Origin of the sequence: Pseudoxanthomonas sp. (assembly GCF_036845285.1) — a bacterium.
Taxonomy (GTDB): domain Bacteria; phylum Pseudomonadota; class Gammaproteobacteria; order Xanthomonadales; family Xanthomonadaceae; genus Pseudoxanthomonas_A.
The window spans coordinates 54,043-79,577 of record NZ_DAIUEE010000011.1 but is presented as its reverse complement, the minus strand read 5'-3'; the positions used below and the strand labels follow the sequence as shown (position 1 = coordinate 79,577).

General features: G+C 68.1%; 22 protein-coding genes. 12 read left to right on the top strand and 10 right to left on the bottom strand.

The features are described from left to right. Positions 1–219: 219 nt before the first annotated feature. Together V7060_RS13695 and V7060_RS13690 are read right to left on the bottom strand one after the other, a co-directional pair. Positions 220–2,340, bottom strand: coding sequence for a M13-type metalloendopeptidase (locus tag V7060_RS13695; protein WP_334179811.1), 2,121 nt, complete (start codon positions 2,338–2,340; stop codon positions 220–222). A 182-nt stretch (positions 2,341–2,522) separates the two neighbouring features. Next, positions 2,523–8,528, bottom strand: a complete 6,006-nt coding sequence (locus tag V7060_RS13690) for an autotransporter domain-containing protein (protein ID WP_334179810.1) — start codon at positions 8,526–8,528, stop codon at positions 2,523–2,525. 335 nt (positions 8,529–8,863) lie between these two features. On the opposite strand from V7060_RS13690, the gene V7060_RS13685 reads away from it, so the two are divergent. Continuing rightward, positions 8,864–10,936 (top strand): EAL domain-containing protein, encoded by a 2,073-nt coding sequence (locus tag V7060_RS13685; RefSeq protein WP_334179809.1) that lies wholly within the window; start codon positions 8,864–8,866, stop codon positions 10,934–10,936. Positions 10,937–10,970: 34 nt separating this feature from the next. On the opposite strand, the gene V7060_RS13680 is transcribed toward V7060_RS13685, so the two are convergent. Together V7060_RS13680 and V7060_RS13675 are read right to left on the bottom strand one after the other, a co-directional pair. Continuing rightward, positions 10,971–11,561, bottom strand: a complete 591-nt coding sequence (locus tag V7060_RS13680) for a DUF6151 family protein (RefSeq protein ID WP_334179808.1) — start codon at positions 11,559–11,561, stop codon at positions 10,971–10,973. Positions 11,562–11,676: 115 nt separating this feature from the next. Further along, on the bottom strand, positions 11,677–12,555 hold the full coding sequence (locus V7060_RS13675) for an HDOD domain-containing protein (protein ID WP_334179807.1): 879 nt from the start codon (positions 12,553–12,555) through the stop codon (positions 11,677–11,679). Between the two features lie 302 nt (positions 12,556–12,857). Here V7060_RS13675 and V7060_RS13670 point away from each other — a divergent pair, with 302 nt between their 5' ends. After that, positions 12,858–13,313, top strand: a complete 456-nt coding sequence (locus V7060_RS13670; protein WP_334179806.1) for a PA2169 family four-helix-bundle protein — start codon at positions 12,858–12,860, stop codon at positions 13,311–13,313. Between the two features lie 71 nt (positions 13,314–13,384). Here the strand turns inward: V7060_RS13670 and V7060_RS13665 are convergent, their stop codons facing one another. Then, the gene (locus V7060_RS13665) at positions 13,385–13,651 is read right to left on the bottom strand and encodes a DksA/TraR family C4-type zinc finger protein (protein WP_334179805.1); all 267 of its coding nucleotides are present in this window, start codon (positions 13,649–13,651) and stop codon (positions 13,385–13,387) included. Positions 13,652–13,748: 97 nt separating this feature from the next. Beyond that, a complete protein-coding gene (locus tag V7060_RS13660) occupies positions 13,749–14,675 on the bottom strand; it encodes a M14 family metallocarboxypeptidase (protein WP_334179804.1) in 927 nt (308 codons plus the stop codon). Between the two features lie 132 nt (positions 14,676–14,807). On the opposite strand from V7060_RS13660, the gene V7060_RS13655 reads away from it, so the two are divergent. Further along, entirely contained in the window at positions 14,808–15,650 is an 843-nt protein-coding gene (locus V7060_RS13655) for an SAM-dependent methyltransferase (protein WP_334179803.1), read from the top strand. Positions 15,651–15,730: 80 nt separating this feature from the next. Then, on the top strand, positions 15,731–16,093 hold the full coding sequence (locus V7060_RS13650; RefSeq protein WP_334179802.1) for a hypothetical protein: 363 nt from the start codon (positions 15,731–15,733) through the stop codon (positions 16,091–16,093). A gap of 39 nt (positions 16,094–16,132) precedes the next feature. Here the strand turns inward: V7060_RS13650 and V7060_RS13645 are convergent, their stop codons facing one another. Further along, positions 16,133–17,317: an alpha/beta hydrolase gene (locus V7060_RS13645; RefSeq protein ID WP_334179801.1), complete on the bottom strand. Its 1,185-nt coding sequence runs from the start codon at positions 17,315–17,317 to the stop codon at positions 16,133–16,135. Positions 17,318–17,586: 269 nt separating this feature from the next. Here V7060_RS13645 and V7060_RS13640 point away from each other — a divergent pair, with 269 nt between their 5' ends. From V7060_RS13640 to V7060_RS13625, 4 genes are all read left to right on the top strand, one after another. Then, positions 17,587–17,748: a hypothetical protein gene (locus V7060_RS13640; RefSeq protein ID WP_334179800.1), complete on the top strand. Its 162-nt coding sequence runs from the start codon at positions 17,587–17,589 to the stop codon at positions 17,746–17,748. After that, a complete protein-coding gene (locus tag V7060_RS13635) occupies positions 17,745–18,215 on the top strand; it encodes a YaiI/YqxD family protein (protein ID WP_334179799.1) in 471 nt (156 codons plus the stop codon). The genes V7060_RS13640 and V7060_RS13635 overlap by 4 nt, the downstream gene beginning before the upstream one ends. 13 nt (positions 18,216–18,228) lie before the next feature. Further along, a complete protein-coding gene (locus V7060_RS13630; protein ID WP_334179874.1) occupies positions 18,229–18,540 on the top strand; it encodes a DUF6122 family protein in 312 nt (103 codons plus the stop codon). 270 nt (positions 18,541–18,810) lie between these two features. Continuing rightward, the gene (locus V7060_RS13625) at positions 18,811–19,119 is read left to right on the top strand and encodes a YkgJ family cysteine cluster protein (protein ID WP_334179798.1); all 309 of its coding nucleotides are present in this window, start codon (positions 18,811–18,813) and stop codon (positions 19,117–19,119) included. Positions 19,120–19,239: 120 nt separating this feature from the next. Here V7060_RS13625 and V7060_RS13620 read toward each other — a convergent pair whose 3' ends face one another. After that, positions 19,240–20,289: an LD-carboxypeptidase gene (locus tag V7060_RS13620; protein ID WP_334179797.1), complete on the bottom strand. Its 1,050-nt coding sequence runs from the start codon at positions 20,287–20,289 to the stop codon at positions 19,240–19,242. Between the two features lie 153 nt (positions 20,290–20,442). Here V7060_RS13620 and V7060_RS13615 point away from each other — a divergent pair, with 153 nt between their 5' ends. From V7060_RS13615 to V7060_RS13605, 3 genes are all read left to right on the top strand, one after another. Further along, positions 20,443–21,969 (top strand): hypothetical protein, encoded by a 1,527-nt coding sequence (locus V7060_RS13615; protein WP_334179796.1) that lies wholly within the window; start codon positions 20,443–20,445, stop codon positions 21,967–21,969. A 119-nt stretch (positions 21,970–22,088) separates the two neighbouring features. Beyond that, positions 22,089–22,706, top strand: a complete 618-nt coding sequence (locus V7060_RS13610) for a dihydrofolate reductase family protein (protein ID WP_334179795.1) — start codon at positions 22,089–22,091, stop codon at positions 22,704–22,706. A 91-nt stretch (positions 22,707–22,797) separates the two neighbouring features. Continuing rightward, the gene (locus V7060_RS13605; RefSeq protein ID WP_334179794.1) at positions 22,798–23,277 is read left to right on the top strand and encodes a VOC family protein; all 480 of its coding nucleotides are present in this window, start codon (positions 22,798–22,800) and stop codon (positions 23,275–23,277) included. 12 nt (positions 23,278–23,289) lie between these two features. Here V7060_RS13605 and V7060_RS13600 read toward each other — a convergent pair whose 3' ends face one another. Beyond that, positions 23,290–24,372, bottom strand: a complete 1,083-nt coding sequence (locus tag V7060_RS13600) for an AraC family transcriptional regulator (protein WP_334179793.1) — start codon at positions 24,370–24,372, stop codon at positions 23,290–23,292. 214 nt (positions 24,373–24,586) lie between these two features. On the opposite strand from V7060_RS13600, the gene V7060_RS13595 reads away from it, so the two are divergent. Continuing rightward, on the top strand, positions 24,587–25,390 hold the full coding sequence (locus V7060_RS13595) for a DUF2306 domain-containing protein (RefSeq protein ID WP_334179792.1): 804 nt from the start codon (positions 24,587–24,589) through the stop codon (positions 25,388–25,390). On the opposite strand, the gene V7060_RS13590 is transcribed toward V7060_RS13595, so the two are convergent. Beyond that, a complete protein-coding gene (locus V7060_RS13590) occupies positions 25,368–25,526 on the bottom strand; it encodes a hypothetical protein (protein WP_334179791.1) in 159 nt (52 codons plus the stop codon). The genes V7060_RS13595 and V7060_RS13590 overlap by 23 nt on opposite strands. Between the last annotated feature and the right edge of the window lie 9 nt (positions 25,527–25,535).

The following is a 25,535-nucleotide window of genomic DNA, read 5'->3' as shown; positions in this document are numbered from 1 at the left end:
AATCACGATGCCCCGCATCATCGGCGCGTGCGCCGGGCGATGCAAGCCAAGCATGGGCCTTGCGCACTACCACTGGCGCGTCCTGCGCATGCATAGCGTGCGCCATGCGCACGACAGGAACCGTTTGCAAATTCCTTCATGGGACGCGCGGAAAGCGGTCGTGCGCGCAGCGCACGCTACGGAGGACGCCACCGCCCCTGCGGCAGCGTCCTTTGGCGGTCACCAGATCCGAACGCGGTCCTGCGGTGCGATGTAGAGCGGGTCGCCCTGCTTGACGCCGAACGCGTCGTACCACGCATCGATGTTGCGCAGCGGGGCGAACGCACGGATGTGGCCCGGCGAGTGCGTGCCGTTGACGAGCTGCTGGCGCAGCGCGTCGTCGCGCCACAGCGTGCGCCACACCTGGCCCCAGCCCATGAAGAAGCGCTGGTCGCCGGTGAAACCGTCGATCACCGGTGCAGGCTTGCCGCCCAGCGAACGGTGGTAGGCCTCCAGCGCGATGGTCAGGCCACCGAGGTCGCCGATGTTCTCGCCCATCGCCACGCGTCCGTTGATGTGCATGCCGGGCAGCGGCGCGAACGTGTAGGCCTCGTATTGCGCACCGAGCTTGGCGGCCTGCACTTCGAACTTGGCCGCGTCGTCGGCGGTCCACCAGTCGCGCAGCACGCCCTTGCCGTCGGACTTGCGGCCCTGGTCGTCGAAACCGTGGATGATCTCGTGGCCGATCACGCCGCCGATGCCGCCGTAGTTCACCGCGGGATCCGCGTCGGGATCGAAGAACGGCGGCTGCAGGATCGCGGCCGGGAACACGATCTCGTTCTTCACCGAGTTGTAGTACGCGTTGACCGTCTGCGGGGTCATGCCCCACTCGCCCTTGTCCACCGGCTGGCCGATGCGCGCGCGACGGTAGTCCCATTCGAACTGGCCGGCGCGCTGCGCATTGCCGAACAGGTCGCCGTTCTTCACCACCAGCGCGCTGTAATCGCGGTACGTGTCGGGGTGGCCGATCTTCAGGCCGAACCCGGCCAGCTTGGCGTGCGCCTCGGCCTTGGTGGCCGGACTCATCCACGCCAGCGTGTCCAGGCGAGCACCCATCGCCGCCTTCACGTTGGCGACCAGCGCGTCCATCTTGGCCTTCGCGTCCGGCGGGAAGTACAGCGTCACGTAGTCGCGACCGATCGCTTCGCCCATCGCCGACTCGGCGAACGCCACGCCGCGCTTCCAGCGCTCGCGCTGCTGCGGCTGCCCGGACAGGAACTTGTCGCGGAATTCGTACTGCGCCACCGAGAAGTCCTTCGACAGCAGCGGCGCGGCATTGTCCGTGGCGTGGAAGGCCTGCCAGGCCTGCAGCGTGGCGACATCGGCATCGGCGAAGATTGTGGCGATCTTCGGGATGGCGCTGTCCTGGCGGATCACCGCACGGCCGGCACCGTCGACGCCGGCCGCCTTGAAGAAGGTGCTCCATGGGAAACCCGGCGATGCGCTGGCGAAGTCCGCCATCGACAGCGGGTTGTAGGTCTTGTCGCGGTTGCGGCTTTCGGCACGCGTCCAGTGCGCCTCGGCGATGCGGGTTTCCAGCGCGAGGATCGCCTTCGCGTTCTCCTGCGGCCTGATCCAGCCGGCCAACTGCAGCATCTGCGCGATGTAGGCCTGGTAACGCTCGCGCTGCGGCGCGAAATTCTCGCGCAGGTACATCTCGCGATCGCCCAGGCCAAGGCCGCCCTGGCTCAGGTACAGCGTATAGCGGTCCGGATCCTTCTGGTCGTCGCTGACGCCCAGGTTGAAGAAGCTGTCGTAGAAGCCGCCACGCTGGCCCATCAGCCTGGCCAGCGCATCCTTGTCCTTCGCGGCCTTGATGCCGGCGAGCACCGGCTGCAACGGTTTCGCCCCAAGCGCATCGATGGTCTTCTCGTCCATGAAACCCTGGTACAGCGCCGCGATCCGGGCGGCATCGCCACCGGTCGCCGGATCGCCCAGCGCATAGCCTTCGACCAGCACGCGCAGGCGCGCTTCGGACAGGTCGCGCAGGATGGCGAAACCGCCATAGCTGGAGCGGTCGGCCGGGATCTGCGTGGTGTCGGCCCACGTGCCGCTGACGTAGCGGAAGAAGTCGGTGCCGGGCTTGGCATTGCGGTCCATGCCGGCGGTATCCAGGCCCCAGCTGCCGAAGCGCTGGGCGGCGATCGGCGTGCCGGAGGCAGCGCCTGCAGCTTCGGACTCGGCGAACAGCGACTGCAGCGTGCAGCCGTCATCCAGGCAACCATGGTCTTCGTGGGCCGCCAGCGGGGCGGCAGCGGCGAGGGCCAGCACGGTGGCAACGGACAGCAGGGTCTTCTTCAACAGCGTTCTCCCGGATCAGGTCGGCGCATGACGCGCGCGCGGACCCGACAGGATACCGGGGACCGCCGGCGGCGGACCGTGCCGAAGGTGCTGCGACCAAGGTCGACAGGCGTGCCTGTCCCGCAGAAACACGAAGCCCGGCGATTGCCGGGCTTCGTGCGACGTTCGCGATGTGCAGCGCGTCAGTGCGGCGCGTTCGCGTTGCGGTCGCAGCGCCGTCCGCAGCGACGTGTTTCATCGCTGGCCGTCGTGCCGTTGTCCTGCACGAATCCACCGCTCGACGGCTGGCCGTACGACAGGCGCAGGCCGATGCTGCTACCGCGCGTGCTGTTGCTGGCCTGTTCGTGGCCGAACAGCAGCGACAGCAGCCAACCCGGACGCAGCTTCACGTCCATGCCGGCCGCCAGCGACAACGCATCGTCGTTGTAGCTCTGCAGGCCCAGGCGATAGTCGGTCGGGTGCGGCCACACCACGTAGTTCATCGCAGCCTCGCCCTTGTCCTCCAGTGCCTGGCGGTATTCCACGCTCCAGAACGGGCGGTAGCGTCCGGTCGCGCCGCCGATCTGGTAACTGCCCTCCAGGCCTACGGCGAACGTGCTGTTCTCCACCACCTGCCGACGGTAAGCCAGATCGTGGATGTCCAGGCCGTGCTCGCGGTAGGCATCCAGCGTCGTGCGATTGGCGTCGAAACGACCGTAGCCGGTCAGCGCCATCCGTTCGCCACGATGCTCGTAGCCGAGCGCCAGCGAACCGAACCACTGGTCGCCCTCGCGCGCGGCGCTGCCGAGGGCATCGGCGTCCTCGCTCCAGCGACGGATATCGAAATCCAGCTGACCCGTGGCCAGCATGCCGTCCACGAACAGGTGTTCGCCCGCGCGCCACAGGCCGTACAGCGCCAGCGAGCGCTGGTCGGCCTTCAGGCGCGACGTCGTGCCGTTGAGGTCGCTGTCGTTGCGCGCCAGGCTGCCGGCCACGCCGACCAGCACGTGCTCGCCGATCGCGCGGTCCGCACCGATCGTGATGCCATCGGTCTGGAAATCGTAGCTGCCGGAGCGTCCGCTCTTGCCGAAGGTCGCGGTACCCGACGCCCATCCACCCCAGCCCTGCGGCAGCACCGGCCACGCGGCCCCCGTTGCCTGGCCCACCGGCACCGACAGGCCCTGGCGGTCTTCGCCGCCGGCATAGGCCAGCGTGACACTGTTGCTCGATGCATTGGCACCACTGCGCACCTGGCGCAGGCGGTCGCGGATGTTGGACTGCTGCGCGGTGGCGAAACGCACGCTGGCGTCCACCTGCGCCTGCAACAGGCCGACCACGCCCGCATCGCGCGTGGGGTCCGGACGCACCTCCACTTGCAGGCGCATCTCGACGCTGCCGGCGGCGTAGTCGCCCGCCGCGGCCTGCGTGGCGGTGATGACGGTTTCGCCTTCGGCGTGCAGCGTCACCGTGCGGCCGCTGATGCTGGCCACGTCCGGGTCGCTGCTGGTGAAGGTGAAGGCACCGCTGCTGGGACTCTGCGGGTTGACCAGGTCGAAGGCCGGTTCGCCATAGACCTTGCGCAGCGTTTCCGGCCACACCAGCGTCGGCACGGCCGCCACGATATCCACGTCCAGCCGCACCTGCGTCGCTGCCTGATGGTTGGCGTCGCCGGCCTGATCGGCCGTCAGGCTGCAGCGTCCCGCCGCCAGCATGGTGACGGTCGCGCCGCTCACCTGGCAGACCTGCGGCGTGGTGCTGGCGAAGACCACGGCATTGCCCGACGCACCGCCGGTGGCGGCCACAGCGAACGTGCCGTTGGGCGAGAACACCGGCGTAGCGGGATTGGCGCTGAAGCCGGCGATGGCCTGCGCCGCCTGCGCGACGATGATCTCGTACGCCTGCGTACCGGTGAAGCCGTTCGCGTCGCGCACTTCGATCGTGAAGGCGAAGCTGCCCGCTTGCGTGGGCGTGCCCGACAGGACGCCGGCCGCGCTCAGCGACACGCCCTGCGGCAGCGTGCCCGCCGTCACCGCGTAGGTATACGGCGCGGTACCGCCATTGACGGCCAAGGTCTGGTTGAACGCGCCGGCATGCGTCGCCGGCGGCAGCGCCGGCAGTGCGAACGCGATCTGCGGCGCCGCCACCTGCAGCGTGTACTGCTGCTGCGCGGTGAACGGACCAGTGCCCGTGCTGCTGTCGGTGACGCGCACCGTCAGCGTGAAGCTGCCCGCCTCCGTGGGTGCACCGGTGATGCGGCCATCCGTACTCAGCACCAGTCCGGCCGGCAAGGCGCCGCCCGTCAGCTGGAACGTGTAGGGCGAGGCGCCACCGCTGGCGATCAGCGTGTGCATATACGCAGCACCGCCGGTGCCGCTGGCGGGATTCGTCGCATCCAGCACCACCGTCGGTGGCGCCACGGTGATCGTCACCGTCGCGGCCGCAGTGGTCTGGTACGCGTCGGTGGCGGTATAGGTGAAGCTGTCCGGGCCGGCATACCCCGGCGTCGGCTGGTAGGTGATCGTGGTGCCGTTCGCCGTGGCCGTACCGTGCGAGGGCGGCGTGGCCACCGCGACCGAGTCGGCCGTGCCGGTGATCGCCAGCGTCACCGGCGTTGCCGGTGCGCCATACGGCAGCGATGCGCTTGCCGGACCCGCAACCAGCGCGGGCATCGGCGTGACCGCATTCGAGGCTGCCGATACGGCACCCGTTCCCACGCTGTTGGTGGCGCTGACGTTGAACGTGTAGCTGGTGCCTGCCGCAAGACCGGTGAAGCGGATCGGACTGTTGGTGCCGGATGCCGTCGCACCGCCCGGACTCGCGGTGACGGTGTAGCTGGTGATCGCGGTTCCGCCACTGCTCGCAGGCGCCGTGAATGCGACATCGACCTCGCCCGGCGCGGCCATCGTCGCCGTACCGATGGTCGGCGCGCCCGGCACCACCGCATTGACGGTGAACGAACGGCTGACCTGCACCGCGGCCAGATAACTGGCGTCGCCTGCCTGGTCGACATTGACTGTGCAGGTACCTGCGGTGATGAAAGTCAGCACGCCACCAACGGTGATCGTGCAGACTGCCGGAGTGGACGAGGTGAAGGTCGGGTTCAAACCGGAATCGGACGTCGCATTCAGCGTCGGCGTGGTGCCGAAGTTCTGCGCACCGGGATTGCCGAAGCTGATGGTCTGGATCGCCTTCGGCGTGATGCTGTTGGACGCCGGCGATGCGGGACCGGTGCCCGCGCTGTTGTCCGCCGTGACGGTAAAGGTGTAGGCCTGCCCGTTGGTCAGGCCACTGACGACGATGGGCGAGCCTGCGCCGTTGACCGGCGCGACATCGGCCGGGCTGACCGTGACGGTGTAGCCGGTGATCGTGACGCCACCAATGTTGGTCGGTGCCGCGAACGCCACGCTGGCCTGCGTGTCGCCGGGCGTCGCCACGACCGAGGTCGGCGCTCCCGCGACCACCGCATTGACCGTGAACGTCTGACTGACCTGCGTGGCCGCAAGGAAGCTGCTGTTGCCGGCCTGGTCGGCGTTGATCGTGCAGGTGCCTGCGGTGACGAATGTCAGCACGCCGCCGGAGGTGATCGTGCACACACCGGTCGTGGACGACGTGAAACTCACCATGAGCGACGAATCCGAGGTCGCCGTCAGCGTCGGCGTGGTGCCATGGTTCTGCGACCCGGGATTGTTGAACGTGATGGTCTGCGGCGAGGCCGGGGTGACGGCATTGGAACTGGTCGAGGCCGCACCGGTACCGGCACTGTTGGTCGCCGTCACGGTGAACGTGTAGCTCACTCCGTTGGTCAGGCCGGTGACGGTGATCGGCGAACCCGAACCGGTGCCGGTGTTGCCGCCCGGATTCGAGGTCACGGTGTAGCCGGTGATGCTGGCGCCGCCGTTCGACGACGGGGCGGTGAAGGCAATGATCGCCTGCTGGTCGCCAGCCGTGGCGGTTCCGATGGTCGGCGCACCGGGCACGATCGCGTTGACGATGAAGCTGCGGGTGACCGTGGTCGCTGCGTTGGTCGCCGTGTCGCCCGCCTGGTCGGCGTCGATGGTGCACGTGCCGGCCATGACGAAGGTCAGCGTGCCACCCGAGGTGATGGTGCAGACGCCGGTGGTCGCCGAGGTGAAACTGACCGGCAGACCCGAATCGGACGTGGCGATCAGGCTCGGCGACGCGCCGACGTTGTAGCTGGTCGGCTGCGCGAAGGTGATGATCTGGTTCGCCTTCGGCATGACGCTGTTGGACGCCCCCGAGGCCGAACCGGTGCCGACGGCATTGGTCGCCGTCACGGTGAAGGTGTAGGCGGTTCCGTTGGTCAGCGAACCCACCGTGATGGTGCAGGCCGTCGGTCCTGCACAGCTGCCCGTCGCGCCACCCGGGTTGGCGGTCGCGGTGTAGATGCTGATCGCCGAACCGCCGTTGGCAGGCGCGGTGAACGTCACGGTGGCCTGTCCGTCACCGGCGGCGGCCGTGCCGATGCTCGGCGCGCCTGGTGGCGTGGGGATGGCGACGGTGTGGCTGCTGCCGCTGCTGTAGGACGGGATGCTGTTGCCAACCTCGTCAACGATGTTGGTGCTGCCGTTGAGGTTGACCTTGATCGTGCCATTGCCGGTGATCGACGCGATGTTGACGTTGATCGAGCTGCCGCTGGACGCCGACACGCTGGCGATGGTGCCAGTGGCCGAGCCGGTACCGGCCAGGGTGAAGTCGTCGGTGGAGACGTTCATGACCGACTTGTTGAACGTGACCGTGAACGCCATGCTGGTGTCGGTCGACGCAGGCGATCCACTTACGACGATGCTCGACACCGACGGCGCGACGCCATCGATGACGAGGTTCTTGTTGGCGCCCAGTGAGTTGGCGGCGCCGGGAGACGCCAGCGTCAGCGTGGCGCTGTTGCCCGCCACATCGCGGATGGTTCCGCCATTCAATGCCAGCGCTGTCGTGGACACATAGTCCAGATCGGCGCTGTTGTCGCCGGACTGAACCGTGTAGCTGAAGCTCAGCGTGCTGGTGCCGCTTCCGCTGACATAGTTGATCGTGCGGTCGGTAGCGCCGGTCTCCAGGGTAAGTTGCGGCGTGCCGGTGACGGTGATCGCTTCGCTGAAGTTCACCTGCACGCTGATGACGCTGCCAACGCCGTAGGTCCCGTTGGCGGTTGCGGATCCGACGGAGGCGACGGTCGGCGCGATGCCATCGATTACCAGGTTCTTGTTGGCGCCCAGTGAGTTGGCGGCGCCCGGAGATGCCAGCGTCAGCACTGCGTTGTTGTTGGCGGCATCGCGGATCAAGCCACCATTGAGTGTCAGCGAGGTCGTCGAGGTGTAGTCCAGGTCGGGCGACGTGTCGCCGGCCTGGATGGTGTAACCGAAGGTCAGTGTCGCGGTACCACTGCCACTGACGTAGTTGACCAAACGATCGGTGGCGCCTGTTTCCAGCGTCAGCTGCGGCGTGCCCGTGACGGAGACGTTCTCACTGAAACCCACCTGGATGCTGATCACGTCACCGATCTTGTAGATTCCATTGGCCGTGCTGGAACTCACCGACGTGACGGAAGGTGGCGTGGTATCCGGCGGAACGGCCGGGTCGATGACGATGGAATTGATCGAATGCCAGGTACCTGCCCCGCCGTGCATACCACCGGCGGATACGTACATGCGGACATCGTCCACATACTCGAACGCATTTCCCAACGTGATGGTCATCGGGTTACCGCTGGGCGCATATCCTTCGAAGGTCGTCGACGCGACCTGCACGCCATCCCGGTAGCCCACCACAGTGTTCGTGAGCGTTTGGGTCTCGCCCCAGTTGTAGTAGCGGAACGACGTCAGCTTGAATTTGGCACCGCTGCCGGAACGGATCGCCATGCCCTTTGCGAAGCCGTTGGCGCCGTCGTCGTACGTGACGCCCGAGTAGCCGAGGTCGCTACTGGAGATCCAGGCGCCGTCGCGCCACTGGATCATTCCAAGGTTCGAGCCGGCGGTGTCGGTGATGTTGTAGACCTGGATATCGAGGCCCGCGATATCGCTGCTGCCGCCGTCGCCATCCGAGGCGACACCGTCCCCCAACCCGGCGTTGCTGGTGAACGTCAGCGTCGCGGCGCCGGCATTGGTGCCGGCGACCGCCGCGCCTGCCAGAAGAATGACGCCGAACAGTCGGCCGAGCAGACGGACGCGGCGCGCAGCGCCGGAGAGAGTGGACATGTAGACCCCTGGAAAACGTGAAGGTGTGTCGCATGAGGGCACCCCACGCAGGCTGCCGCTCCCTGGCCACGCATGTCAGCCCCGCCTCGCGGAGGGACTTCCCCGACATGCACGATCAAGCATTACCGAAGGCGCATCGACGCCCCGTGCTGGTGCGGCATGGTAACGGCCAAAGGTTGCATCCTCCAGCACATACGTCCCACTGCACCCACGCCCCGGCAGATGCAAGACGTGTGCCTGTGAGCCACGCATGCGTCCTGCCGCCCTCAAGACTTCCCGCGCAGCGCCGCTAGTAATGACCGATACACTCACATCCTTGGGTAGCGACCCGCTCCATGACCGGCACCTACAACGAGATCCTCGTCGTCGTCTCCCTACTGGTCGCCATCCTCGCCTCGTATACCGCGCTGGACATGGCCGGCCGCGTGGCGACCACGCACGCTGGCGCAGCGCGCTGGTGGCTCGCCGGCGGTGCATTCGCCATGGGGCTCGGCGTGTGGTCGATGCACTTCGTCGGCATGCTCGCCTTCGACCTGCCGATCCCGCTGGGCTACGACGTCAGCCTGACGTTCTGTTCGATGCTGGCCGCCGTGGGCTCGTCCGCGTTCGCACTGTGGCTGGTCTCGCGCCAGCAACTGCCGCTGGGCCGGCTCGCCCTGGGCGCCGTGCTGATGGGGACCGGCATCGCGCTGATTCATTACATCGGCATGGCGGCGTTGAAGATGCAGCCGGGCATCGAATACCACACCGGCTGGTTCGCGCTGTCGATCGCGATCGCCGTGGCCGCCTCCGGCGCGGCGCTGTGGATCGCCTTCCACCTGCGCCGTGGCGGCCGCCGCAGGTACGTATTGCGCGCCCTCGCGGCCGTGGTGATGGGCTTCGCCATCGTCGGCATGCACTACACCGGCATGGCGGCGGCGCAGTTCCCGGCCGACAGCTTGTGCGGGGCGGCGCGCGGAGGCGGCGTCCCCACGCAATGGCTGGCCGTCCTGGTGGTCGTGGCTACCGTGGCCATCATGGGGATCGCATTGATCGTGTCCGTGCTGGACCGCCAGATGCATGCGCGTACGCACCACCTGGCGCACTCGCTGGCCCGCGCCAACGAAGAGTTGGTGCAGGCCGCACTGCACGACCCCCTCACGCGCCTGCCCAACCGCATCCTGCTGCAGGACCGGATCGAGCAGGCCATCGAGAAAGCCAGGCGCAAGCACGAGCAGTTCGCGGTCATGTTCCTGGACCTGGACGGCTTCAAGGGCATCAACGATGCCTATGGCCACCAGGCAGGCGATGCGCTGCTGGTCGAGGTCGCGGCGCGCGTGCGCGGCCTGCTGCGCAGCCAGGACACGCTGTCGCGGCTGGGTGGCGACGAATTCGTGCTGCTCGTCGCCACCACCGACCCGGAGAGCGCGGCGATGGTCGCGCAACGCATCATCGACACGGTGGGTGCGACCGCCTTGTCGGTGCAGGGCATCGATCTGCACGTCACCGCAAGCGTGGGCATCGCGCTGTACCCCTCCGACGGCGACAACGAGCGCCAGCTGATGGCCCACGCCGACGCCGCCATGTACCACACCAAGGACAACGGGCGGAACGGCTATACGTTCTTCGCGCCGTCGATGAACATCAGCGCCCACCAGCAACTGAAGCTGTTGAACGAACTTCGTCGCGCGGTGGACCGCGACGAACTGGTGCTGCACTACCAGCCCAAGTTCGCCGCACCGGACTACCGGATGGTCGGCGCCGAAGCGCTGCTGCGCTGGCAACACCCCGAGCTGGGCCTGCTGTCGCCGGGCACCTTCATCCCCGCCGCCGAGCGCAGCGGCCTGATCATTCCATTGGGCGACTGGGTACTCGACGAGGCCTGCCGCCAGATGCGCGCATGGCGCGACGCCGGCCACGACATCGCCAACGTGGCGATCAACCTGTCGCCGCTGCAGTTCTCGTCACCGTCCCTGCTCGGGACCGTCGCCGACGCACTGCAACGGCACGGGCTGCCACCGTCCTGCCTGACGCTGGAAATCACCGAGACCACCGCCATGCGCGATGCCGATGCCAGCCTCTGCATCCTCGACGAACTGACCCGGATGGGCGTGAAGATCTCCATCGACGATTTCGGCACCGGCTATTCCAGCCTGCTGTACCTGAAACGGCTGCCGGCGTCCGAACTGAAGATCGACCGCGCCTTCGTCCACGACCTGGAAACCAATGCCGATGACGTCGCGATCGTGGCGTCCATCATCGCGCTCGGCAAGACGCTCAACCTGCGCGTGGTGGCCGAAGGCGTCGAGACGCCCGGTCAACGCCATCACCTGCGCCGCCTCGGATGCGATCTCTACCAGGGTTTCCTGATGGGTAAACCGGTGCAGGCGGATGCGCTGTTCGCTGACGCCGCGCGCCAGTTCGCCTGACATCCCCTGCGCGCGGTTCGCCGCCGCGCATCCGTCAGGCGGGTTCCAGTCGCGCGGACCGGCGCTCCTGCTCGCTCAGAGGATGTGCGGTCCGCAGCGGTTCTCCATCGGCATCGAAGAACAGGCCCGGCTGCTGCCCGCGCAGCTTCGCCATCGTGATCCCGGCGGCGATGCGCAAACCGCCGAGCAGCAGCGCCACCGGTGTTGGCCGCACCTCGTCGATGGCGGAACGGGCCTTGAGCACGATCCGCCCGCGCGGCCCGAATGCCTCATCGATGCCGGCAGCATCCGGCAGGCAGGCAGCGACCACGCCGACATAGGTGACCTTGCCGTCGCGTGGCGTGTTGGCCAACGGGGTGCGGCAGCATGCCGCGTACCAGCGCAGCAATCCGTCTTCATGCAGACACAGGCCGGCGATGTGTTCTTCGCCGGCATGGAAGGTCACGCCATCGGGGTTCATCGCGACGATGTCGGTGCCGCCGTGGCCATCCATCATGCCGGGATGACCCAGATGGCGTGCATAGGCCTGGCAGTCGTGGCAATGGCAGGTGGCGCGCGCATATGCGCGTCGCGGCTCCACCGTGCCCCGTATGTTTCCGCAGCGGCAACGCACTTCGAGTGTCATCGGCAAGCCTCATCGCAGGTGTCGACCGCGTAGAGGAATACCGCAGGCGATGGAACGATGACGTCAAGCGGGCGCGTATTGCCTGACTGGCGGGCAAATGGCGGACGCCATCGCCTCAGAGGGCGTCGGCCACCGATGGCGCTTCCATCGCGCGACTGGCTTCCGGCGCCGCAAGCGCCAGGGTGCGGCCGAGCGCACCGATCGTGGCGATATCGTCGCTGACCTGTTCGTCCAGCGCCTGCATCAGGCGATCCGGCAGGCCCCACTCCCTCGCGACGGCACGACCCAGGCGCGGCGACCAGCGATGCAGCAGCCGTGCCATCGCCTCATTGTCCGGCAGGCCTTTGCCGGCATCGACGCTGGTATCGCGCAGCACCTGCACCACCACGATGGCGCCGAGGCCCTGCAGCAGGGCGAGCAGTTGCGCCGCGAATACCTCTTCGCGGCCCGATGGGCGCGCGGCATGCGTGGCGATCAGCGCGGTGCGCTGCGTGTGGTCCCAGATCAGGTCCGGGAGGCGGCCGAACACGCCGCCGTCCATGCGCATCACCGGTTGCATCAGCGCCACCGATACCAGGTGGCGCAAGCCATCGACGCCCACCATCGCCACCGCACGGTCCAGACTGTCCACCGGCGCCGCATGGTGGCGGTACAGAGCGCTGTTGGCGAGCTTCAGCAGGTTCGCGGCCAGCGCCGGATCGCGCGCGATGATCCCGGCGATGTCGTGGCTCGAGGCCTCATCGTCGTTCAGGGTGCTCAGCAACTGCGGCAGCAGTTGGGGACGGCGCGGCAGGCGCCGTGGATCCTCCGAGAAGCGCACCAGTGCACGCTTCGCCGCCGCAACGAGCGGAAGGCTTTCCTGCGGCGACAGCGACACCGCGGCATCCATCCGCGTCAGCCGGAGCAGTGGGCCGCTCCAGTCGCGCGACGGCGGCGCATCGGGCACGCATGCCGCCGCATCGGCGCTCGCCTGCGGGACATGCGCCGTACGCACGGTCGCATCGCGCGTCCGCGCGCCCCGCGCCCACCACCCGGTCATTTTCGCAAGCAGCGGCACGCACACCCGCCTTCATTCGCATGTTCGACCTCTTGTCATCGGCCACGGATGGCCAGACTTGAGTCGGCGCTATTTCGGCACTTGTATTCGCCTTTCGTCACGGGCGCGTTACCCGTGCTTCTCGCGGCGTCCACCTGGGTGAACGCTTCATCTCCATGGTCACGCGATGTTGATCGCGGATGCGCGACGGTGGAGCGACAAGGTGGTTGACACCCCTGCAACCCCACACAGGAGCCAACATGAATACCCAGAAGAAGATCCAGCACAGCCTCAACGACCTGATCGAGATCGCCCGCGACGGCCACGGCTTCTATACCGAAGCCGCGGGCAAGGTGAAAGATGCCGAGCTTTCGGCGTTGTTCCTGCGCATCGCCGGCGTCAAGCAGGACATCGTCGGCCGCCTGAGCGCGACGGTTGCCGCCGCCGGCGGTACGCCAGCCGAGCACGGCACGATGGTCGGCAGCATGCAGCAGTTCTACGGCAAGGTCCGTGCGGCGCTGGGCGACACAACGTACGGCTACGTCGCCGAACTGGAGGAATCTGAAGATCGCCTGCTGAAGGCGTTCAACGAGACCATCAGCGACGAGGACACACCGCCCGCCGCACGTGCCGAGGCCCAGGCGCTGCTGCCCAGCGTACGCGAGTGCCACAACGTGATGCGCGACCGCAAGCAGGTGCTGAAGCGCGCCAGCTGAGCGACGCCCGCCCACTCACAGGAAAGCCCCGCTTCGGCGGGGCTTTCGGCGTCGAACGCCTGGCGATGCCATCAACGCAATTGGCTGTCCTTGCTGCCGCGGCGGTTGTACAACCCGGCGCCCTGCGCTTCCTCGTCGGCGTCTTCCTGGCAGGCCACGCACAGGCGCACGCCCGGCACGGCCTTCTGCCGGGCGGCGGGAATGGGTTTTTCGCACGCTTCGCAGTGCGTCAGGCTCGGGCCTTTCGGCAGGGCGCGGCGCACGCGCTCGATCCCGTCCTTCACCGTCGCATCGATCTGGTCCTGCACGGCGCCATCGCCGGCCCATCCGGTTGCCATGGTCGTCTCCTCTCGCGGATCGCGGTCGCCGGCCCAGCTTACGCCGCCGCCGACCACCGGTATTCACGAACAGGAATGGGGCCTGCGGCGCCCTGCTTCAAGCATGCGCGAGCGCGTAGTCGATCGCTGCCGCCACCGCCGCCACCTGCGCGTCGTTGCATTGCTGCGGCGTGGCCTTGGGGCTGTCCGGGTACACCTCGGTGATGGTGGTGTAGCGCGCTTCGGTGATGCCAGTGCACAAGCCGAGCGATTTCACCGGGTATTCGATCACGCCGTCGGCGACGACCGGGGAACCGATGATCTCCCCCTGCGCATCGGCCGGCGCGATATGCGTCACCGCAGCGACGGCGGCGATCACCGCACGCTGGAAGTCGGGCTGCCGGCGCTCGCTGTCATCCACCAGGTAGAAACCGTCCGGGATTTCGCCCGGCTCGTACGGCTTGCCGTCGCGCGCGGCCAGCGCTGGGCGAAATTCGCTTTCGTCGCTGTCGGTGGTCTCGTGCAGGTCGATGTGCATCAGCACGCGGTCCTCGAGCGGCGCGACCAGCGCGATCAGCGCCGCGGATTCCTGCGCCGGGCTGTCGGCACGGAACGAACGGTTCGGATCCAGCGCATCCGCATTCCAGCGGTGGATGCGTTCGTAGCCCCAGGGACTGACGCACGGCACCACCAGCAGGTTGGCCTTGCCCGCATAGTCCTCCGCACGCTGTTCGAGGAACTGCAGGGCGCCGTGCACGCCGCTGGTCTCGTAACCATGTACGCCACCGGTCACCAGCATCGTCGGCAACGCGTCGTTCCAGCCGCGGCTGCGCACGGCGAACAGCGGATAGGTCTCGCCAGGGCCGTAATCGAGCGTGCCGTACTGCTCGACGTCGAAACGCGCACGCAAGGCGTCGACCGGCACCTGCACATCGTCCACGTAGCGGCGCTGCACGCGCTGCTGCGCACGCCACTGCGCCTTGTCCGCCGCGCCCCAGGGCTGGCCGGGCGTACCGATGGGATGGAAGCGGTCGGGCATGGTCATGGCGATGGCGGCCTTCTCTGCGAGGGGCCGCACTATACCAGCGCGTTGCGTCGACACCTTCGCGCGGCATGCACTACCGCCGATGCGGCATTGCGGCGAAAATCGCAGCTGCCACGACGCTGCGGACGACCCATGCCCCACTACACCGGCCCCCTGCTCACTCGCGACACGGCCGCTGCGCTGCTTGCCGCCCGCGACCGCGGCGACACGCACTGGTCCGGCTCGCTCGATCTGGGCCGTTCGCAGGGTGAAGTGCTGCTGGAAGCCGACGACTGGCACTGGCGTGGCGTCTCGTATCCGTACCCGGGCAAGCTCAAGGACCGCACGCTGTACTGGTGGGATGGCGAGGACTTCGAGCCGGTATCGCGCTACCAGGGTTCGCTGATCAAGCTGGTGCCGACCCGATGGGGCGTACCGACGTTCGAGATCGATGGCATCAAGATGCTGCCGACCTCGAAGGAATCCCCGCTTGATGACGCGAAACGCAAAGTCGCGCTGGTCGAGCCGCGCGGCAAGACCGTACTCGATACCTGCGGCGGGCTGGGCTATTTCGCGGCCTGCTGCCTCGATGCCGGCGCCGCACGCATCCTGTCGTTCGAGAAGAACCCCGACGTGCTGTGGCTGCGCACGCTCAATCCCTGGTCGCCCGATCCGGACAGCGCCGAAGCCGGCGGCCGCCTTCAGCTCACCCAGGCCGATGTATCGCAGGCGATCGCACAGGTGCCCGATGCCTCCGTGGATGCGCTGCTGCACGATCCGCCCCGGTTCGGCATCGCCGGCGAACTGTACTCGCAGGCCTTCTACGACCAGCTCGCGCGCGTCCTGCGCCGTGGCGGCGCGCTGTTCCACTACACCGGCAGCCCGAACAAGCTGACCAGCGGCCGCGACGTACCCGGCGAGGTGGCAAGACGCCTGGAGAAGGCCGGTTTCAAGGCGCAGCGGGCGCTGGACGGTGTGGTGGCCGTGCGTCGCTGACGCGGCAGGAAGACCTTCACGCCACCTGAGCGCCGGCAGGCGCACAACGTCGCCACCTATTCACGGGAAGGAGGCGTTCCATGTACCGCACGACCCTGCTGTCTGTGGCTGTATCGGCGGGACTGCTGGCGGCTGCGGCTGTCCATGCACAGGAGCACAAGGCTCCGTCGATGACGCCGGACATGCAGGCGCAGATGGAGGCGTACCACAAGGCCGGCACGCCGGGCATCGAACACGCGAAGCTCGCCTCGATGGCCGGCACCTACGATCTGACGGTAAAGAGCTGGTATGCGCCCGGCGCGCCACCGAGTACCGACCAGGGCACCGCGACGCGACGGTGGAACAACGCATCGTCTTCGCCGGCGATCACGGCTGCGATGACACCGGCGTGTCGGCACGCAAGCCCGTGCCTGACCGGGGCGCCATCGCAGAACGGGCGGTGACCTGCTTGCTGCCGTGACCGGCATCCGCCTGCCGCCGCATCACGGCGGCGGCAGGATCTTCCAGAACATGCCGGTACCCAGCCTCACCGACTGCAGCGGCTTGCGTTGCGCCGCAGGCTGGTTGGCGCGGAACATCTCGCGGATGTCGCCCATCACCTTGTCCGACTCCATGAAGTACGAGTGCGCCAGCATGCTCTGGTCCACGCCCGACACATCGATGGTGTCCACGCCGTTGACCAGCACCACGCCTTCGCTGGTGTCGCCGGCACGCGGGCCTCGGTTGACCTGCTTGGAGGCCTTCAGTGCCATGTCCTCGGACGAGGCATACAGCGTCACGCGCCCGGCGGCCTGGCGCATCGCCGGCGCCAGTTCGGTGCGGAACACCTTCGCGTCGATGTCGGGCGCCGCCAGAATGATTCCGCGGAACCGCCCGCGCAGTTCCGGCCGCTTCGCCACCAGGTTGCGGATGGCCTGGGTGACGCCGCGCGTGCCCATGCTGTGGCCGATCACGTACAGGTTCTGCGCGCCGGAGCGGTCCGCCAGGTCGGACAGGAAGCCCTCGATCAAGGGCACGGAGCGCGCGATGGTCTGTTCGTCGGTGAAGTAGCCCGCCAGCGCCGCCTGCGACGGCCAGCTGTAGAACACCGGTGCACCATCGAACCGCAGGTCGTACGCCAGTTGCGCGGTGCGCCGCGCGGCGTCGCGGAAGCCGACGTTGTAGCCGTGCACGAACACGAACGCATTGCTGCCCTGCGAGGCCTCCACGCGCCCGTGCAGCCGCGCGAAGAACGGTGCCTTGTCCAGCCGCGCCACGTCCTGGAGGATGACGTGCTGCTTCGGGTCCTCCTTGAACTCCAGCAGGTACCAGCGCGGCGATTCGAGTTCACCGGCCACGTGCACCTTGGGAATGCTGATGCGCGCAGTGCCATAGGTCAGTTCACGCGCGATGCCCGCCGTGAAGCGGTCGCCCGGCGCGGCCGCCACGAACGCGGCGGCCGGCATCCGATTGGTCGCGAAGAACACATCGACATTGACGAAATCGGCCTTGGGCGGCGGCGTTACCCGTGGCGTGGATAGCGCCGTGCCTGTCGGCGGCGGCGGAGGTGGGGGCGGCGGAGGCAGCGCCGGTTGGTCGTCCGGCGGCGGAGGCAACTCGTGGACGACCCGTTTGGAACAGCCGGCCAGCACCAACGCCACCAGCACCAGGCAAAGAATCCGCCGCATCGATCACCCCATGGAAGACGCCATGGGCGCCCTTCCCCCGGCGCCCGACGCCAGATGGTAGCGCAGCGCCCGCACCGCCCACGAGCGCCGCCCCACTGCCCTGAAAGGCCCGTGATGCCTACGTCACGCGGGTCCGACGCCGCCCGGGCAAGCCCACAAGACCGCTCGCGGGCCACGTTCCGCACGACACCCGCGCGGAAGCCGGCTATCGTGTACGCCTTGGCGGACCGTGTTTTCCGGCGTCCGCCCTCCCATACAGGATCCCGAGCATGGCCAAACCCAACTATTCGTTCGAAAAACGCCAGCGTGAGCTGGCCAAGAAGAAGAAGAAAGACGAAAAGGACGCCAAGAAGCGCGCCGAACGCGATGCCAGCCGTCCCGATGCCGACCCCGACGCGCCCGAATCCGAGTCCGACACCGCGCCCGAATGAGTGACGGTGGGGTCCCCGCCGCGCAGGTCTGGGTGGATGCCGATGCCTGCCCAGGGCCGGTGAAGGAGATCCTGTTCCGCGCCGCCGAACGCGCGCAGGTGGCGGTCACGCTGGTGGCCAACCAGTGGCTGCGCAAGCCGCCCTCACGTTTCATCCGGTCGCTGCAGGTCCAGGGCGGCTACGACGTCGCCGACGACGCCATCGTGGAACGCGCCACGGCCGGCGACCTCGTGGTCACCCAGGACATCCCGCTGGCGGCACGCGTGCTGGCCAACGGCGCGCAGGCGATCAACCCCCGTGGCGACCGCTTCACGGCCGACAACATCGCCGAGCGGCTGTCGATGCGGAACTTCATGGACGAACTGCGTGGCGCCGGCGTGCAGACCGGCGGCCCCGCCGCCTTCAGCGCGCGCGATCGCCAGGCCTTCGCCAACCAGCTCGACCGCTGGCTGGCCACGCGCCGCTGAGACCATGTTCGATCTGGAACTGCGCGCACCGCTCCACCTGCTGCTGCACGTCATCGTACCCGTCGCGGTGGCCCGCCTGTGCTGGCCGAAAGACTGGAAGCGCGCAACGCTGTGGATGCTGGCCGCGTGGGTGATCGACCTCGACCATCTGCTCGCCGACCCTGTCTACGCGCCTGGCCGCTGCAGCATCGGCTTCCATCCGCTGCACACCTGGCCCGCCATGGCGCTCTACGCCGGGTTGGCACTGCCGAGGAAGACACGCTGGTTCGGCATCGGCCTGCTGATCCATGTCGCGCTGGACGGGATCGACTGCCTGTTGATGTAGGGCGTCCAGGCCCACCGCAACGGTGTCCGCACGCCCCATCCTGACCCACGCGTTCAGTTCCGGCACTCCGTTCCAGGCGGGCACCGGAGCGAAGGCGTACGATGGCCGCGCTGTTTCTTCCTGCGTCCCGTCCGACCGTTCTTGTCGCCCGCTGCGCTGTCCTCCACGCGTCATGCCTCCCCGGGATGACGTCCTTCCGGGAGCGCCCATGCCGGCCCGTCGTTTCCGCCTCTTCCCTCGAGATGCCGTCCCGCACGGCGGGGTGACCCGGTGAGCGCGGTCGCCGTACCGCTGTGCGAGCGCTGCGATGCCGTGTGCTGCCGCCTGACCGTGGTACTGCAACCGGAGGACGGCATCCCCGCCCACCTGACCACCTACACCGACGCGGGCCTGCACGTGATGGCGCGCGACGAGGAAGGCTGGTGCGTGGCCATCGACGCGGCGCGCATGTGCTGCTCCATCTACGACACGCGTCCGGAGATCTGCCGCCGCTTCGTCATGGCCGGCGCCTACTGCCGCGACGTGCGCGCCGACTACCTGGACCGCACCACCCGCGGCATACCGCTGACGCTGTACTGAGGCGCGACCGCTGGCGAACGACGCCCGCAGGCGTCGACGCGACCGGCATCCAGCCGGCGGTCGATCGGGGCGTCGAATCCCTGCCCGCACGCATCCGGCATGCGACCGAAACATTCCGGATCAAGCGGCGAACACCGGCTCCAGCATCCGGAATGTCCCCGCATCGGCATCCATCTCGACCTTGCCGCCCACCGGCACGATGAACTGCTGGCGGATGTGGCCGATCATCGCGCCGCGGTAGACAGGAATCTTCAGCGGCTTGAAGTAATCGTCGAAGATCTGCGGCAGCGTCAGCGAGCCGTAGCCGCCGCCGGGATCGCACTCGGTGCATTCGCCGAAGATCACGCCCTTCACCTTGTCCAGCGCGCCCATCAGCCGCAGCGTGCTGAGCATGCGGTCGATGCGGTAAGGCGCCTCCGACACGTCCTCCAGGAACAGGATCTTGCCGCTGAAGTCCGGCAGGTACGGTGAGCCGGCGAGCGCCGTGAGCACGGTCAGGTTGCCGCCCATCAGTTCGCCCTGCGCCTTGCCGCCGGTGATGGTGACGGTGCGGTTCCTGCGCTGCACCAGTTCGTCGCCCTTGTCGGCGCTGTTGGCGTACTGCATCTGCTCGCGCTCGAAGAACACGCGGCGGAACTGGTCGGCGTTGAACGCGTTCCAGCTGCCGATGCCGATGGGGCCATGGAAGCTGACCAGCCCGGCCTGCGACAGCAGCGCGTTGTGCAGCGCGGTGATGTCGGAATAACCCAGCAGAACTTTCGGATTGCGGCGGATCGCGGCGTAGTCGAGCAACGGCAGCAGGCGCGCCGCACCGGAGCCGCCGCGCGCGCAGATGATCGCCTTCACCTCGCGGTCGGCGAACATCGCGTTGAGGTCGCCCGCCCGCTCCGCATCACTGCCGGCAAGGTGCCCGTAGCGGGACGCCAGGTGCGGCGCCACCTTGACCTTGAGGCCCAGCGCTTCCATCGCTTCCTGCGCCAGTTGCAGGTCGAACGGCTCGTCGGTGGCCCCGGACGGACTCACCAGCGCGACCGTGTCGCCGGGATTCAGGGCCGGCGGCAGCAGGCGCGCGCGCGCAGTCGCCGCCAATGCCGTGGACCCGACCGCGAACGGCACGGTGGACGCGGCCGCCATCAGCGCCGCACTGCCAAGGAAATGTCGCCTGTTCATGGCACCTCGATTGGACATCGCATGGATCGGGCCTTCATCCTACCCGCTGCAGGCGGGGCCGACACGTGCGATGCGACACTGGCACGCCTGTCCTTCCCTCGTCCGCTTTGTCGTAGACCTGTTGTAGTCATCCGGCGATGCAGGAGCGCAACCATGGCAAGGATCCAGCGACCGTTCTATCCGATCATCTATGTCCGCGGCTATGCGATGACGAAGGACGAAGTCATCCAGACCACGTCGACGCCCTACATGGGCTTCGAGGCCGGCTCGACCAAGATCCGCCAGGCGCAGGACGGACGCATCGTGAAGTTCGTGTTCGAATCGCCGCTGGTGCGGCTGATGAAGGACTACGACTACCGCGACACCTACGCGGCCGGCGCGGAGAACACCGGCAAGCTGTCGCCGCGCAGCATCGTGATCCACCGCTACTACGATGCGGCCGATCCCGCGTTCGGCGATGGCCAGGCGCTGTCGATCCCCGATGCCGCGAAGGCGCTGGCCACGCGCATCGTCGAACTGCGCGACCGCATCTGCGGCAACAACGAGGCCGACCGCAAGGCATTCCGCGTCTACCTGGTCGCGCATTCGATGGGCGGGCTGATCTGCCGCTGCCTGCTGCAGAATCCGGAGATCGCGACCGCCGAGGTGCGCGGGCTGGTGGACAAGGTGTTCACCTACGCCACGCCGCACAACGGCATCGAGATGGGCGGCATCAACGTGCCGAGCCTGCTGTCGATCAACGACATGAACAACTTCAACCGCGGCGTGATGGCGAAGTACCTGAAAGTGCCGAAGGACAAGGTCAACACGCTGGGGGATTCGGGTTTCCCGCCTGAGCGCTTCTTCAGCCTGGTCGGCACCAACAGCCGCGATTACGCGGTGGCGCACGGCCTGTCGTCGCTGGCCGTCGGCCAGATGAGCGATGGCCTGGTCAGGATCGAGAACGCCTACGTGGCCGGCAGCCCGCGCGCGTTCGTCAACCGCAGCCACAGCGGTTTCTTCGGCATCGTCAATTCCGAAGAGGGCTACCAGAACCTGTCGCGCTTCCTGTTCGGCGACCTCAGCGCGACCGCGCGGCTGGACATCGCCGCGCTGCCGTTCCCGCCGGAGATCGAACAGGCGCGCAAGCGCGGCAAGAAGATCGCCTCGTCGTACTACATCGAGACCACGGTCGCGCCGCGCGGCGCCTACACCTACGACCTGACCTCGCGGACCAAGGCGCACGAGAGCGCGGTGCGGCGCGAGTACGCGGAGCTGTTCGACCAGAACGGCGACCTGGTCAAGGACGCCCGCGCGCCGACGCTGTTCTCGGTCTACCTGGACAGTTCGAAGATCACCGCCGGCAGCGAAGTGTCGTTCTCGATCGACCTGGCCGTCTCGACCGCCGGCTACGAAGTGGATGGCGCGCTGTTCCTGAAGCAGCACATCCCCGGCGAGTACCTGTTCCGCGACACCCTGGTGCTGTTCGCCAAACGCAACGACGACGGCAGCTGGGCGCTGCGCTACGTGTGGGCCGACGAGCATTGGGCCACCGGGCCGAAGAACGCCGCCGAGGTCGCGCGCATGGGGAAGAAGGCGATCGGCATGGCGCAGGCCTCGCCGACCCTGTTCGCCGTCCCGGTGGCGTCGAGCAAGGGATTCCAGGCCCAGTTGAGCATCGCGCTGTCGCCCTGGGTGTAGACCGCACGCGATCCGCCCTGCAACGCCGGCGGATGGCGCCGGCGCACGTGTCGATTCCGCCTGCATCCGTTCGTCGCAGGGACAAGAGGCGGACATGACGATCCGCCAGGACACACGACATGAGCAGACTCATCGCGGCCGTCATGGTCAGTCTGGACGGCGTCATGCAGGCGCCGGGCGGGCCGGAAGAGGACACTAGTGGCGGCTTCGCCCACGGCGGCTGGGTATGGCCCTACGCCGGCGAGGACGAGGCGATGGACGGCCTGTTCACGCAGCCGTTCGCCCTGCTGCTGGGACGGCGCACCTACGACATCTTCGCCGGCTACTGGCCGCAGGTGCCCGGCGATGCCCCGCATGGCGGCATCGCCGCTGCCTTCAATGGCGCCACCAAGTACGTCGCCACCCATCGTCCCGACACGCTGGCCTGGCGTCACAGCCACGCGCTGGGCGCGGACGTCGCCTCCGCCGTGCGCGCACTCAAGCACCGCGACGGACCGGACCTGGTCACGCAGGGCAGCAGCGGATTGTTGCACCAGCTGTTCGCCACCGACCTGGTCGACGAACTGCGCCTGCTGGTCTATCCGGTGCTGCTCGGCCGCGGCAAGCGGCTGTTCGACGACGGCACGCAGGCCTCCGCATTCCGGCTGGCCTCGTCGCGCAGCACCGCGGCCGGCGTAGTGATCAGCCGCTACGTGCGTGACGGCGAGGTACGCACCGGTTCGTTCGCCGGCGACTGACGGCGACGCGACCCCGGTTTCACCCCGCGTTTCGGCCGTGGCGCGATGATCGCCCCGCCTCTCTCTCCCTTCCTTCCCCGTGGAGAACACCATGACCCCGAAGAACACACTCTGTCTCTGGTACGACAATGACGCCGAGGAGGCGGCCACCTTCTACGCGAAGACCTTCGCCGACAGCGAGGTGAAGGCCGTGCATCGCGCACCGGCCGACTATCCGTCAGGCAAGAAGGACGACGTGCTGACGGTGGAGTTCACCGTCTACGGCATTCCCTGCATCGGCCTGAACGGCGGCGATGCGTTCAAGCACAGCGAGGCGTTCTCGTTCCAGATCGCCACCGACGACCAGGAAGAAACCGACCGCCTGTGGAACGCCATCGTCGGCAACGGCGGGCGCGAGAGCGCCTGCGGCTGGTGCAAGGACAAGTGGGGCCTGAACTGGCAGATCACGCCGCGCGTGCTGACCGATGCGATGGCGAATCCGGACCGCGCCGTCGCCAAGCGCGCCTTCGAGGCGATGATGACGATGAAGAAGATCGACGTCGCCACGATCGAAGCCGCGGTTCGCGGCTGATCTGGCGGAGAATCAGCGCACTGCCGGCGACAGCGCGGGAGCCGTGGCGACGTCGTCGGCGCAGCCCGCCTGCGCGGCCGGCGCACGGCAGGCCGCGCGGTACGCGGACGGCGTGCAGTGCATCGCTGCCTTGAACGCACGGTTGAACGGCCCCAGCGACGCGAAGCCGGCATCACCGCTGATGTCGAGGATGCTGGCCGACGCGTCCGGTTCGGCCAGCCGGCGGCAGGCGTACGCGATGCGGTGCCGGTTGATCAACTGGTTGAAGTTCTTCTCGCCCAGGCCCTGCGTGATCAGCCGGCTCAAGCGGTGCTCGGCGGTGCGCAACCGCTGCGCCAGGTCCGCCACCTTCAGTTCCGGCTCGCGGTACACCTGCAGCACCTCCAGGTGATGCTGCAGGGCGTCGGCCAACCGCGCGTCCCCATCGCAGAGCGGGCCGCCGGCGCGGACCGTCGCCCTCGACCCGCCCGGTGACGGCACCGGGACGCGCCGACGGTGCCGCAGCGCGACGTGGGTGAACAGCACCATCGCCATCGCGCAGAGGGCCACCACGCCCGTGCGCGCACCGCTGGTCGCGGGTATCGCGCCCACCAGCGTCGTCGACAGCACGCAGGCGGCGAAAACGCCCATGAAGGCGATGCGCAGGCGACGCTCGGCCTGCGGCAGCGGCATCGACCAACCCCGCAGCGCCTCCAGGAAGGTCAACACCAGCAGCGTCGAACTGGCCAGGGTCAGCAGGCTGTCCAGCGCCGATGCCCACGGCGACGCCGCGGCATGCGCGCCCAGCGTGGCGCCCCGGTAGCCCGCGATCAGCAGGGCCACGCCCGCCGCCACCAGCACGTGCATGCGGTGTACGCCGTCCTCGCCACGGAACAGCGCCCGCGACACCAGCCAGAAGCCGTTGCAGGTGGCGCTGCCGCCAATGGCGACCGCCCATCGCATCCAGCCCGGCGCATCGTCCATCCACGGCGACATCAGCGACAGCGCCATCGAACCGCTGACCACGGCGAACAGCACTTCGGCATCGCGCTTCGGCCGCTGCCACAGCAAGGCCAGCAGCGACATCGACGCCACCGCGACCGCGACCACCGTCATTGCTGCCTGCCAACCGTGCATGCCGACGCCCTCCCGTGAGTCCGTACAGGGTCGATGCCGGACGTCCACGGCGGCAAGCGCCATCGGTCATGACCAACCCGCGCTTGAACGCCGATCCGCGATGGCCGCTCCGGCTGGCCGATTCGCGAATCGGCAGGACGGCCCTCGCAGCCAGCGCCATCGTGCCGGCTTTCTCCCACAGGAAAGCCTGCCAATGCCCGCTCCGCCCAGCCTGCCAACCCCGTCCCGCGCCCTGTCCGCCAGCGCAACCGCCTGGTTCGTCACCGCCCTGCTCGGCCAATGGGCCTTCGTCGCCTTCATCGCGCTGTTCTTCGGCGGCGCACTGGTCACCGGCGATCCCGCCGGCGTGAACAACAAACCGCACATCACCGGGTACGTGCCGGGCGACCTGCCCGGCAACCTGCAATTCCTGGGACATGCGCTGCTGGGCGGGCTGGTGACCCTTGCCGGCGTCTGGCAACTGGTCCCCGCACTGCGGCGCCGCTGGCCGGCCGTGCACCGGTGGAACGGGCGCCTGTTCCTCTGCGTCGCGCTGGTGGTGACGCTGACCGGTTTCTCCCTGGTCTGGCTGCGAGGCTCCCGGCTCGGGATCGGCAGCGACGTGTCGATCAGCCTCAACGGCCTGCTCATCGTGTGCTTCGCGCTGCTGGCGTGGCGCAGCGCCATGCGACGCGACCTCGCCGCCCATCGCCGCCATGCGTTGCGCGCCTGGCTGCTGGTGAACGGGGTCTGGTTCCTGCGCATCGGCATCATGCTGGCCGGGCTGGTGCTGACCCCGCTCGGCGTCAAGATCGACTACCAGGGCCCGGTCTTCATCCTCACCAGCCTCGCCAGCTGGCTGCTGCCGCTGGCCGTGCTGGAGCTGTATTTCCGCGCCGAGCGCACGCGCCATGCCGCCGTGAAAGTCGCGATGGCCGGCCTCTTCGGCGTCCTGGCCCTCGCGACGCTGGTCGGCAGCGCGGCGGCAGTGGCCTTCATGTGGTGGCCGGTGCTGTGACCCACGCCATGGCGGCACGGATGCCCTGCGTCCAGGGTTCCATGAAGCCACGGGCGATGGCGGGCGGCAGGTCCAGCGCCCTCAATCCGGCGCCCTCGCAGCCGCTATCGAGGTTGCTGATAGCATGGCGCGTCACCGGTGGGGG